Here is an 11,702-nt window from a genome sequence, read left to right as displayed (position 1 = left end):
GAGACTTGGTATTCATTTAGCGTCTTGCGACGTTTAAGAATCCGTATCTTCGAGTGCCCACACAGATTGTCTGATAAATTGTTAAAGAGCAGTGCCGCTTCGCTTTTTCTCAGCGGCGCGGGATGTGCATATTACGCTTTCCCGCTTCAGAGTCAAGCGTTTAATTTCGCTTTTCTCTGTCGAAGTTCTCTGAAGAACCCCGCTGACTCGGCGGCTTGCGTGCCGTTGTTCCGTGTCAGTGGAGGCGCATTATAGGGAGTTCTGAGACGTTGACAACCCCTGTTTTAAAAAAACTTTTCAACCGTCTCTTTTTTGCTCAATTCAGGCCAAAACAGGCAGTTTTTCGAGCGTTTCAAAGCCATAGCGCTGTAAAACGGGCAAAAGTTGCTCAGTTTCTGTCGTTAATGCCATGCAGTATGCCAAATTAGCATCGCTAGATTTTGCATCCGGCGCTTCATGTTCCAGCAGCCAGGCAGTACGACGGGCAATTGCCGCACCCGAATCCACCAGCCTCGTTCCTTCCGGCAGCACCTGTAAAAGCTCCTCTTGTAATAGAGGGAAATGGGTGCAGCCCAAAACAACGGTGTCCGGCGGCTCCTGCATGCGCAGCCATGGACGTAGAATACGACGCAGCTCTTCCAGTGAAACGGGTTCGCCGTGCAGCTTCGCTTCTGCCAGCTCAACCAGCTCGGCGGAACCCAGCATTTCGATTTTGCATTCATCTGCAAAGCGCGCAATGAGCTCATGGGTATAAGGTCGTTTCACCGTTCCTCGCGTTGCCAGCAGCCCAACAATACGGTTGGCCGACAGACGTGCCGCCGGTTTGATGGCTGGCACCACGCCGACGACCGGGAAGGCGAACTTCTCACGCAGCGCGGGCAGCGACACCGTGCTGGCCGTATTACAGGCGATAACCGCGAGCGCTAGCGGATAGCGTTGCTGTACAGCGGTGACAATCTCGAGGACGCGTTCAACGATAAACTCTTCGCTCTTTTCCCCATACGGGAAAGCGACGTTATCGAAAGCGTAGATATAATGAAGGTCCGGCAAAAGATGCCGGATCTCATCGTAGACCGACAACCCACCGACCCCGGAGTCAAAGACCAGGACGGTGGGACGTGGGTTAGAAGGTGTAGCTGCCAGACAAGGTGTATTCCCGTCCTGCAGTTTGGTAGCCATAAACTGTCTCGTAATCTTTATCGAACAGGTTGGCTATTTTACCACGAACTGTCAGGTGTGAGGTGATCGGATATGATGCCGATACATCAACTGTGCTGTAGCTCGGTAAAATCTGCTGTTTAGGGTTGTACTCCGATGTGTTGTTGTCATAGCGCTTACCGTAGTATTGCCATGATATGTCCATATCAACATTGAACATCGACCAATCAAGCTGATACTTGGCCTGACGTTTTGAGCGGCGCGCTAGCACTTCCCCATTATCATCATTACGCGGGTCCATATATTGCAACGTAACCCGATGGCTAAAGATTCCAGTATCAACATTCCCAGTCCACTCAACTCCTTTGATCGTCGCAGAGTTGATGTTGTCATATTCACCCATTCCGGTGTTTGGATCGAAATAATAAGTAATAAGGTTGCTAATTTCGTAATGGTACGCCGATAAGCGCCAGTCCAACGGTCCGGTCAGCCCCTCAAGCCCGGCTTCCCACTGTTTTGACTCCTCTGGCTTGAGGTTCGGATTTGAACTAATTTCAAAGCGCGTAGAGCCAAACTGCTGCCCAAGAGATGGGGCAAGGAAACCCGTACCATAAGAGAGCGTTGCACGGTAGTTTTCCACAAACGCCCAACCAGCGGTGGTCTGCCAGGTTCCATGCCAACCAAACTGCTCGTCGTGGTCCTCACGGCCGGAGGCTTCAAGCGTTACGCTGCCGAATTGCTGCTGACCAGTTAAATATAGCCCAGTATTATCGCGCTTATAAGAATCGGATACTGTCGTACTCGATGAAGTCAAACGCTGTTGCTGCCAATCGACACCGGCACTGATCGACCCCTGCCCGACCTGGACATTATTGCCCCACTGCAGATTACGCTGTGTCATATTATCCAGCGTCGTCCCATCATTATAACGACCATAGATACTGCTATAGTTGTAGTCCTTTACCTTCTGGTAGCTAGCAATCAACTGCGAAGAGTAAATCCCCGAGTTAAATTGCATCCCCGTGTCCCAGGACTGATTATAAAGCTGCTCCTCATCGGCACTATATGCCTTCAACGTTGGCGCCTTACCCAGGTCGTAATCGGAGTTATTGGTATAGCTATGCCCACGGAAGAAACCAGACAAGTTTTCATTAAACTTGTGCTCGAGGCTTCCCCAGAATGTTTTATTACGGAAACCATCACGGTCGCTATCGTGATCCCAGGTCGATTTCGGCTGAACGTTAAAACCGTTGGTACTCTCATAAGAACCGGCTACCGTAGCCACCGTATCGCCAAAGCGCTGACGCAGCGTGCCATCATAATGCTGGTAGCCTTTCGACCCCATGCCAGCATTAATCTTCGACTCATCATTGTCAGAATGCGTAATGATGTTAATCACTCCCCCCATCGCGCCAGAACCATAAATTGCTGAACGCGGGCCACGGATATACTCCACGCGCTGTACTAAGGAGAGAGGGATCTGGTTAAGGTCGGGCGTATTCGAAATACCCGGGCGGCTCATTGGGATACCATCTACCAGCACCAACACCTGCCGAGTTTCCGTACCACGAATAAAGAGAGACGAAGACTGCCCCATACCGCCATACTGAGCAATATCAACACCAGGGAGGCGGCGCATAACATCGTTCAGGTTTTTCGCCTGCCAGCGGTTGATCTCATCGCGGGTGACAACATCCGTGGGGGCTAATACGGTATTAACCGGCTGTTGAAAACGGTTAGCAGTTACCACCAGCGTGTCTGAATCATTGTCCTGCGCCCAGCCGGAAAATGCCGTGACGGATAACGCCGTCATCAGCGAAACTTTTTTAATCATTTTAAAAGCATCCGAAATAGATAAAGGATGCCGCAGGTTTTATCAGTTGCTCGCGACGATAAAACCTCATGCGACGTCATCCGGCAGGTCTTCGGGCTTGGAGGCTATATAAAAGAGAAGATGACTTCCCGCGGTGAGCCGCAGTGTCTGCACGAGGTGCGCTCTTCTCTTACCTTCCTTACCGCTGCGCGTCAGCCCCAGATTTACACTGGGTTCCCTTTTAACTCACAGGACCGGTACGCGAATGCTACATTTAGTTACATACGGATGTCCAGACTGCTATTTATCATTTTAACCCGCATGAGGCTGGACATCCCCTGAACAAGCCCTACAATCCCCGCGTACTTTTACTATTCAGGATGCACCATGACCCCCGAACATCTCCCTACCGATCAGTACGACGCTCAGCTCGCCGAGAAAGTCACTCGCCTGCAAACAATGATGACGCCGTTTAGCGCTCCTGCGCCGGAGGTGTTTCGCTCACCGGTCAGTCACTACCGGATGCGTGCAGAATTCCGCATCTGGCATGACGGTGATGATCTCTACCATATTATGTTTGACCAGCAGACCAAGGGCCGTATCCGCGTCGATTCGTTCCCGGCCGCCAGCCAGCTGATTAATACGCTGATGACCGCCGTGCTCGACGGCGTGCGCGATAATCAGGTGCTGCGTCACAAGCTGTTCCAGATTGACTATCTCACCACCCTGAGCAATCAGGCGGTGGTTTCACTGCTGTATCATAAAAAACTGGATGATGCCTGGCGCGAACAGGCCGAAGCGCTGCGCGCTGCGCTGCGTGCGAAAGGGCTGAACGTCCAGCTGATTGGCCGCGCCACCAAAACCAAAATCGAGCTGGACCAGGACTATATTGATGAGCGTCTGCCGGTTGCCGGCAAAGAGATGATCTACCGTCAGGTCGAGAACAGCTTCACCCAGCCAAATGCGGCGATGAACATTCAGATGCTGGAATGGGCGCTGGACAGCACGCAAAATTCACGTGGCGATCTGCTGGAGCTTTACTGCGGTAACGGTAACTTCTCGCTGGCATTAGCGCGCAACTTTAATCGTGTGCTGGCCACTGAGATAGCCAAGCCGTCGGTTGCCGCCGCGCAGTACAACATTGCCGCTAACCAGATTGATAACGTGCAGATCATCCGCATGGCGGCAGAAGAGTTTACTCAAGCGATGAACGGCGTGCGGGAATTTAACCGCCTGCAGGGAATCGATTTGAAAAGCTATCAGTGCGAGACGATTTTTGTCGATCCACCGCGTAGCGGGCTGGACAGTGAAACCGAGAAGATGGTGCAGGCATACCCGAATATTCTGTACATCTCCTGTAACCCGGAGACGCTGTGCCAGAATCTGCAAACATTAAGCCAGACGCATAACGTCACTCGCCTGGCGCTGTTCGATCAGTTCCCGTATACCCATCATATGGAATGCGGCGTGCTGCTGACGAAGAAGTAATATCATCACGGGCCCGGCCTGCATCGCGCTGCCGGGCCCAACAATATCACTCAGAAATGCCCTGCTTGCGGTTACGCACCCGATAGCCAATCCAGAATACCATCACCACCGACAATACCGCCGGGAAGAAGTTAGAACCGATATCCGGATATTCCGCCCGCACCACAGTGCTATAGAGCAACACGCCGAGGATAAAGCAGGCGGCTGACAGGCCGGGCAAGCCGACCGGCATCGTGCGGTTTTGATAGCGTTGATGCAGACAGTAAACCGTCAGCACCAGAGAAATTATCGGAAAAACTGAGAAAGGAACGATGGAGCTGAACAGCGCTGCAAACGTGCCGTTAATCGATAAGCCAGCCAACAGCGCCAGCAACAGCGTACCTTTATCTTGACCTGACTGTTTCATTGCTCGTCTACCACCTTATTCGGAATGACGTGACTTTTCTCTTGTTCGCGACGATACCAGTAGTATGCGCCTTTGGAGATCATCCGTAACTGCAACACCAGCCGCTCTTCAAGCTGCCGACGCTGCTCGAGGCCAACATCTAAAGCCTCCGCTCCCGCGCTAAATACAATAGTCACCATCGCCTCAGCCTGCGCTTCGGTAAACGCACGAGGCATATGGTTTTCGATTTCCAGATAGTCAGCAAGTTCCGCAATAAAGTGCTGAATCTCGCGGGCCACTGCCGCACGAAATGCCGCAGACGTGCCGGAGCGCTCGCGCAGCAGCAGGCGGAAGGCGTTGGGGTTATTGCCGATAAATTCCATAAAGGTTGAAACGGAAGTGCGTATTACGCTGCCGCCTTTGGCAATACGCTGACGCGCCTGGCGCATCAGTTGGCGAAGCATCAGGCCGCTTTCATCGACCATCGTCAGCCCCAGCTCATCGACATCGCGGAAATGGCGATAAAAGGACGTTGGCGCGATTCCCGCCTCACGTGCGACTTCACGCAGACTCAGGCTGGCAAAACTACGCTCGGCACTGAGTTGACTGAATGCCGCTTCCACCAGCGAACGCCGGGTTTTTTCTTTTTGTTGTGCTCTTACACCCATCACGATAACTGAATCCTTCCATATGCCGTGCTGGCACTATACCAGAGATTAAAACGATTCCACTTACGCAGCTTTGTTAATGATTGTTTACATGCTATTTATGCTATTCCGTATGAAAAAAGCCCAACGATAATTGGGTTATTCCCTCGATGATGTTATGATTCTGTTGCTTTTATGTATAAGAACAGGTAAGCCTTACCATGCCACATTCCTACGATTATGATGCAGTAATTATTGGTTCCGGCCCCGGCGGCGAAGGCGCTGCTATGGGTCTGGTGAAGCAAGGAGCCCACGTCGCCGTTATTGAGCGTTATCATAATGTCGGCGGCGGTTGTACCCACTGGGGCACAATCCCATCCAAAGCACTTCGCCATGCCGTCAGCCGTATTATCGAATTCAACCAGAACCCTCTCTACAGCGACCACAGCCGACTTCTCCGTTCCTCATTTGCCGACATCCTGAATCATGCCGATAGCGTGATTAATCAGCAGACGCGTATGCGTCAGGGCTTTTATGAGCGCAACCACTGTGAAATGCTGCAGGGCGACGCCCACTTTGTCGATGAACACACCATCGCGCTGAAATGCCCGGATGGTTCAGTCGAAACGTTGACCGCCGAAAAGTTCGTGATTGCCTGCGGTTCCCGCCCGTACCGCCCGGCGGACGTCGACTTTAATCATCCGCGCATTTATGACAGCGACTCTATTCTCAGCCTGCACCATGAACCTCGCCACGTCATTATCTACGGCGCAGGGGTTATCGGCTGTGAATATGCGTCTATCTTCCGCGGCATGGACGTGAAAGTTGATCTCATCAACACCCGCGACCGTCTGCTGGCGTTCCTCGATCAGGAGATGTCAGATTCGCTGTCCTATCACTTCTGGAACAGCGGCGTGGTCATTCGCCACAACGAAGAGTACGAGAAGATTGAAGGTGTGGACGATGGGGTCATCATGCACCTGAAGTCCGGCAAAAAGCTCAAGGCCGACTGCCTGCTGTTTGCCAATGGCCGCACCGGTAACACCGAACCGCTGGCGCTGGAAAACATTGGCCTTCAGGCCGATGGCCGTGGCCAGTTGAAAGTGAACAGCCTCTATCAGACCGCGCAGCCGCACGTCTATGCCGTCGGTGACGTTATCGGCTATCCGAGCCTCGCTTCCGCCGCCTACGATCAGGGCCGCATCGCCGCACAGGCGCTGATGAAAGGCGAAGCTGCCGGGCATCTGATTGAAGATATTCCAACCGGGATCTACACCATTCCGGAAATCAGCTCCGTCGGTAAAACCGAACAGCAGCTGACGGCGATGAAAGTGCCGTATGAAGTAGGTCGTGCGCAGTTTAAACACCTGGCGCGAGCACAAATCGTCGGGATGAGCGTGGGTAGCCTGAAGATCCTGTTCCATCGGGAGACCAAGGAAATCCTCGGCATTCACTGCTTTGGCGAACGCGCAGCCGAGATTATTCATATCGGTCAGGCGATTATGGAGCAGAAAGGTGGTGGTAACACCATTGAGTACTTCGTTAACACCACCTTTAACTACCCGACAATGGCGGAAGCCTATCGGGTAGCGGCGCTTAACGGCTTAAATCGCCTTTTTTAGCGCTTTGTCGAAATGGCCGTCCATCGTTTCACGGACGGCCTCTGCCAGCTGCTCATAGCGGCTGCGCAGCGGCGACCCCGGACGATAAACCAGGCCAACGGTACGGCGTGGTTCCGGCTTAATACACGGCAGATACACCACGCCGTCGCGTTTGCGTTCCGGCGGTACCGCCAGCGCAGGTAGCAAAGTAATTCCGCTTCCCGCCGCCACCATATTACGCAGCGTTTCCAGACTGGTTGCGCGGAAATGGGTATCTTCATCCGCCCCGGCTTCAAAACAGAAGCCCATCGCCTGATCGCGAAGGCAGTGACCGTCTTCCAGCATGAGCAGCTTTTCGCCCGCCAGATCCGACATCGGCACGCGATCGCGTTCCGCCCACGGGTGATCTTCGTAGATCGCCAGCAGCATCGGTTCGTCATACAGCGGAACTTCGATAAATGCCTCGCTCTCCTTCACCAGCGCCAGAATCACGCAATCCAGCTTACCGCTGTCGAGCTGCGCCAGCAGCTGATGGGTTTGCGCTTCATGCAGATACATTTCCAGCTTCGGGAAGGTTTGATGCAGTATTGGGATAATATGAGGTAACAGATACGGGCCAACGGTTGGAATCAGGCCGATATGCAGCGGGCCGGACATCGTCTCCCCCTGCTGGCTTGCCATCTCCTTAAGCACTTTGACCTCGCGTAACACGGTACGCGCCTGGTCCACCAGCAGCAGCCCAGCCTGGGTAAACAGCACTTTGCGGCTGGTACGCTCCAGCAACATCACGCCCAGTTCATCTTCCAGTTTACGAATCTGCCCGCTGAGGGTTGGCTGACTGACATGGCAGGAATCTGCCGCCCGGCGGAAGTGCCGATGCTCAGCTAACGCCACCAGGTATTCAAGATCGCGAATATTCATTATTCTTCCTCCATCGCCACGATAGCCCATGGCGATAGATAGAATAGCAACGAATGATTATCCCTATCAAGGATTCTGTTTAATAATACACCACAGAAACAGGTGACCCTCGTTTAACCCTTGAAGTCGTCACACTGAATCGGAGTTTCTCTCGAACTCGACTAACAAAAGCCAACATGAACGTTTGCGGGCCCCGTGGCCCGCTTTTTTTTGCGCGTCAAAAACCCGGCCTCGCTATGCTCGACCGGGCCTCAATATTACCTGATGGCACTTTACTATGTCGGCCGGATAAGGCGAAGCCATCATCCGGCAACGTGCGCCGATCCGCCCGATGGCGCTAGGCTTATCAGGCCTACAAAGACAAAGGTTACGCCAGACGCACCTGCGCATCGCGAATGGCCTGCGCCACCTGCTGCGGCGACACGCCGCCTTTGGCTGCACGTTTATCAAGGCAAGATTGCAGCGACAGAATCGGATAGACATCATCGCCAATCACCGCGCTGAATTTCTGCAGGTCAGCCAGCGCCAGATCTTCCAGCGGTTTGCCCTGGGCAATCGCTTCAACCACCGCTTCACCCACGATATGGTGCGCTTCACGGAACGGAACGCCTTTCGCGACCAGATAGTCCGCCAGTTCAGTGGCGTTGGCATAACCCTGCTGCGCCGCTTCCTGGCAACGTGGACGTTTCACCTGAATGCCGTCAAGCACCAGCGCCGCCATGTGCAGACAGTCCATCCAGGTATCGAGCGCATCGAAGACCCCTTCTTTGTCTTCCTGCATATCTTTGTTGTAAGCCAGCGGCAGACCTTTCAGCGTCATCATCATGCCGGTCAACGCGCCCTGCACGCGGCCGCATTTGCCACGAATAAGCTCGAGCGCATCCGGGTTTTTCTTCTGCGGCATCAGCGAAGAGCCGGAGGTCACGCGGTCAGAAAGCTCAACGAAACCGGCTTCACCGGTATTAAAGAAGATCAGATCTTCGGCGAAACGCGACAGGTGCACCATACCAATAGAAGCATTGGAGAGCAGCTCCAGCACGTGGTCACGGTCAGAAACGCTATCGAGGCTATTACGGGTCGCGGAGGCAAAGCCCAGCCAGCCGGCCAGCTGTTCACGGTCAATCTCATACGCAGTACCCGCCAACGCACCGCAGCCCAGCGGGCTCACGTCGAGACGCTTGAGGGTATCGTGCAGGCGGCTTTCATCACGCGCCAGCATCTCAACGTAGGCCAGGCACCAGTGAGCAAAAGTCACCGGCTGCGCGCGCTGCAGGTGGGTATAACCCGGCATCACCGCATCCTGGTTGGCCTGCGCAGTCTCCACCAGCGCGCTTTGCAGCTGACGGTTTGCCGCCAGTAGCTCGGCTACGGTGTCTTTACACCACAATTTGAGATCGGTCGCTACCTGGTCGTTACGGCTACGCCCGGTGTGCAGTTTTTTACCCAACTGGCCGACTTTGTCGATAAGCTTGCCTTCAACCCAGCTATGAATATCTTCGGCATCGCTTTCGAGGATTTGCTGTGGGTTCGCACGAACCTCTTCCAGCAGCACGCTCAGCGCCTCTTCCAGCTGGATCTGTTCCTGCCCGGTCAGTACGCCAACCGTCACCAGCGCTTTCGACCAGGCAACAGAACCGACAATATCCTGCTCGGCCAGGCGATAATCAAAGCGTAAAGAGTCGTTGAACTGTTTGAACCGCTGATCCGCTGCCTGAGTAAAACGCCCGCCCCAAAGTGCCATAACAAATTTCCTTAAATTCTTCGATTTCACTGCCGGATGGCGCTGCGCTTATCCGGCCTACAGGTTCTGTTCACGTTGGTCGGATAAGCGCAGCCGCCATCCGACACATAAAAACTTATGCCAAAATACGCGTACCGATCGGCGTGCCGTTAAACAGCGCCGGCAGTTGCTCGGCATGACGCCAGGAGGCGATATCGACCGGGCGACCCAGGGTACGTGCCGCATCGAGCGCCGCATTCACCTTCACAATCATGCCGTCGGTAATAATTCCCTGGTCGATCAGCTGTTCGGCCTTCGCCGCCGTCATCTCAGCAATACGCTGGCCTTTGCCGTCCAGAATACCGCTAACGTCGGAAAGCAGGATCAGGTCCGCACCCAGCGTAGCAGCCAGCGCCGTTGCCGCCTGGTCAGCGTTGACGTTCATCAACTGCCCCTCGGCGGTTACGCCGATGGAGCTCACCACCGGCAGGAACCCGCCTTCCAGCAGCAGGTTAATCAGCTTCGGTGAGCCTGGCTGCGCCAGACCTACGTGGCCCAGCTCTTCATCCAGTTTCGTCACGTTTACGCTGTCGCCGTCGCCAAGGAACAGGCCAACGGAGGCAATATCATGTTTCTTCGCCCACGCCAGCAGCGTTTTGTTGGCGGTCCCCGCCAGCGCACCGGTAATGATGTCGATTTGGTCGGCAGGCGTAACGCGCAGGCCATTTTTCTTTTTCACCGGCAGGTTAAGCTGTTTCATCAGCTCATCCACCACGCAGCCGCCGCCATGGACAATCACCAGCGGGCGCTGGTGCGATTCGCGATAGTTCACCAGCGCGGTAAACAGACGCTCCAGCGCTTCTTCGCTATCCAGTAACACGCCGCCCAGTTTGATAATTAATGGATTCATGGTCATCACACCTTAGATAAGAGACTGCGTCTCAGCGAAGCCGAAACGGATATTGGCGCACTGCACGGCCTGTGCGGCAGCACCTTTTAATAAGTTGTCCTCGGTCGCCACCACGATCAGGTGTTCACCCTGCACGGCAAAACCGATATCGCAGAACGGCAGGCCAACCACGTTTTTCAGCGCTGGCACACCTTTGTCGTATAAACGGACCATCGGCTTGTCGGCGTAGGCTTGCTGCAGCGCCTCGGCCACCTGCGCTTGCGTGACGCCCGGCTTCAGACGGCAGGTAATGGTTTCCAGAATACCGCGCGGGAAGTTGCCCAGATGCGGGGTGAAAATCACATCCGCACCAAGATGGCTGGCAATTTCCGGCTGATGACGGTGGGTAAACACGCCATACGGCTGCAGGCTCACTTCACAGAAGCTATTGGAGATCGCCGCTTTACGCCCCGCGCCGCTGACGCCGGAAGTGGCGTTGATCACCGGCCACTGATTAAGATCCAGCAAATCGCCATCGATCAGCGGTTTTAGCGACAGCTGTGCCGCCGTTGGATAACAGCCCGGTACCGCAATCAGCTTCGCCTCTTTCAGCGCGTCGGCGCTCCACTCGGCAAGGCCATACACCGCCTGCGCCAGCAGCTCCGGATGCTGATGAGTAAAGCCGTAATATTTTTCATAGAAGGCGCCGTCGTTCACGCGGAACGCACCGGACAGGTCGAATACCACACAGCCTGCCGCCAGGAACTGCGGTGCCAGATCGTGGCTCACTTCATGCGCAGTGGCGAGAAACACCACGTCGACTCCCGCGCTGAATTCACTGATGTCGGACATCGGCTGCAACGGCAGGTCGACAATGCCTTTTAGCTGTGGATGCAAATCGGAGATTAGCTTTCCTGCATCATTGCTTTGCGCTGAGACCGTCAAAGCGGTTATGTTCATATGAGGATGGCGATTTACATAGGTCACAAGCTCTGCGCCAGCATAACCGCTCGCGCCCACAATCAGCGTATTCAACATCGGTGCAGTTCACCTTCTTATGTCTGTTTGCCTGATTAAGCG

The 11,702-nt window shown here is 54.3% G+C and carries 9 protein-coding genes, 1 pseudogene and 1 riboswitch; of the genes and pseudogenes, 2 read left to right on the top strand and 8 right to left on the bottom strand.

All coding sequences use genetic code 11. The features are described 5' to 3' along the window. Positions 1-321 precede the first annotated feature (321 nt). Both murI and btuB read right to left on the bottom strand, forming a co-directional pair. The gene (gene murI / locus ABOC97_RS16725; protein WP_349599881.1) at positions 322-1,179 is read right to left on the bottom strand and encodes a glutamate racemase; all 858 of its coding nucleotides are present in this window, start codon (positions 1,177-1,179) and stop codon (positions 322-324) included. Continuing rightward, positions 1,124-2,992: a TonB-dependent vitamin B12 receptor BtuB gene (btuB, locus tag ABOC97_RS16720; protein ID WP_266028557.1), complete on the bottom strand. Its 1,869-nt coding sequence runs from the start codon at positions 2,990-2,992 to the stop codon at positions 1,124-1,126. The genes murI and btuB overlap by 56 nt, the downstream gene beginning before the upstream one ends. A 65-nt stretch (positions 2,993-3,057) precedes the next feature. Then, positions 3,058-3,245, bottom strand: a riboswitch (cobalamin riboswitch). A gap of 113 nt (positions 3,246-3,358) precedes the next feature. Between btuB and trmA the strand changes: the two genes are divergently transcribed. Then, positions 3,359-4,459 carry a tRNA (uridine(54)-C5)-methyltransferase TrmA gene (gene trmA / locus ABOC97_RS16715; protein ID WP_349599877.1) on the top strand — a complete coding sequence of 367 codons (1,101 nt, stop codon included), beginning with the start codon at positions 3,359-3,361 and terminating at the stop codon, positions 4,457-4,459. A gap of 46 nt (positions 4,460-4,505) precedes the next feature. Here the strand turns inward: trmA and ABOC97_RS16710 are convergent, their stop codons facing one another. Further along, complete coding sequence (locus tag ABOC97_RS16710; RefSeq protein WP_349599874.1) at positions 4,506-4,865, bottom strand: YijD family membrane protein; 360 nt, start codon at positions 4,863-4,865, stop codon at positions 4,506-4,508. Between the two features lie 15 nt (positions 4,866-4,880). After that, a pseudogene (fabR, locus tag ABOC97_RS16705) lies at positions 4,881-5,515 on the bottom strand (HTH-type transcriptional repressor FabR). Positions 5,516-5,712: 197 nt separating this feature from the next. Between fabR and sthA the strand changes: the two are divergent. Then, positions 5,713-7,113, top strand: a complete 1,401-nt coding sequence (sthA, locus tag ABOC97_RS16700) for a Si-specific NAD(P)(+) transhydrogenase (protein WP_234507805.1) — start codon at positions 5,713-5,715, stop codon at positions 7,111-7,113. Here the strand turns inward: sthA and oxyR are convergent. The 4 genes from oxyR to argC all read right to left on the bottom strand — a co-directional run bounded on the left by oxyR (position 7,096) and on the right by argC (position 11,660). Next, positions 7,096-8,013 (bottom strand): DNA-binding transcriptional regulator OxyR, encoded by a 918-nt coding sequence (gene oxyR, locus ABOC97_RS16695; protein ID WP_234507807.1) that lies wholly within the window; start codon positions 8,011-8,013, stop codon positions 7,096-7,098. The genes sthA and oxyR overlap by 18 nt on opposite strands. A 367-nt stretch (positions 8,014-8,380) precedes the next feature. Further along, on the bottom strand, positions 8,381-9,754 hold the full coding sequence (gene argH / locus ABOC97_RS16690) for an argininosuccinate lyase (RefSeq protein ID WP_349599869.1): 1,374 nt from the start codon (positions 9,752-9,754) through the stop codon (positions 8,381-8,383). Positions 9,755-9,869: 115 nt separating this feature from the next. Beyond that, complete coding sequence (argB, locus tag ABOC97_RS16685; protein ID WP_052285750.1) at positions 9,870-10,643, bottom strand: acetylglutamate kinase; 774 nt, start codon at positions 10,641-10,643, stop codon at positions 9,870-9,872. Positions 10,644-10,655: 12 nt separating this feature from the next. Beyond that, complete coding sequence (gene argC, locus ABOC97_RS16680) at positions 10,656-11,660, bottom strand: N-acetyl-gamma-glutamyl-phosphate reductase (protein ID WP_349599866.1); 1,005 nt, start codon at positions 11,658-11,660, stop codon at positions 10,656-10,658. Positions 11,661-11,702 lie beyond the last annotated feature (42 nt).

It is taken from the genome of Kluyvera huaxiensis, from assembly GCF_040149365.1.
GTDB lineage: Bacteria > Pseudomonadota > Gammaproteobacteria > Enterobacterales > Enterobacteriaceae > Kluyvera > Kluyvera intermedia_A.
Note: the sequence above shows the minus strand (reverse complement) of the source record. Positions and strands in the feature narration are given on the sequence as shown.

Coding starts and splice junctions, on each gene's coding strand:
- murI (WP_349599881.1), bottom strand. CDS start 1,179: ATGGCTACCAAACTGCAGGACGGGAATACACCTTGTCTGGCAGCTACA.
- ABOC97_RS16710 (WP_349599874.1), bottom strand. CDS start 4,865: ATGAAACAGTCAGGTCAAGATAAAGGTACGCTGTTGCTGGCGCTGTTG.
- trmA (WP_349599877.1), top strand. CDS start 3,359: ATGACCCCCGAACATCTCCCTACCGATCAGTACGACGCTCAGCTCGCC.
- btuB (WP_266028557.1), bottom strand. CDS start 2,992: ATGATTAAAAAAGTTTCGCTGATGACGGCGTTATCCGTCACGGCATTT.
- argB (WP_052285750.1), bottom strand. CDS start 10,643: ATGAATCCATTAATTATCAAACTGGGCGGCGTGTTACTGGATAGCGAA.
- oxyR (WP_234507807.1), bottom strand. CDS start 8,013: ATGAATATTCGCGATCTTGAATACCTGGTGGCGTTAGCTGAGCATCGG.
- argH (WP_349599869.1), bottom strand. CDS start 9,754: ATGGCACTTTGGGGCGGGCGTTTTACTCAGGCAGCGGATCAGCGGTTC.
- sthA (WP_234507805.1), top strand. CDS start 5,713: ATGCCACATTCCTACGATTATGATGCAGTAATTATTGGTTCCGGCCCC.
- argC (WP_349599866.1), bottom strand. CDS start 11,660: ATGTTGAATACGCTGATTGTGGGCGCGAGCGGTTATGCTGGCGCAGAG.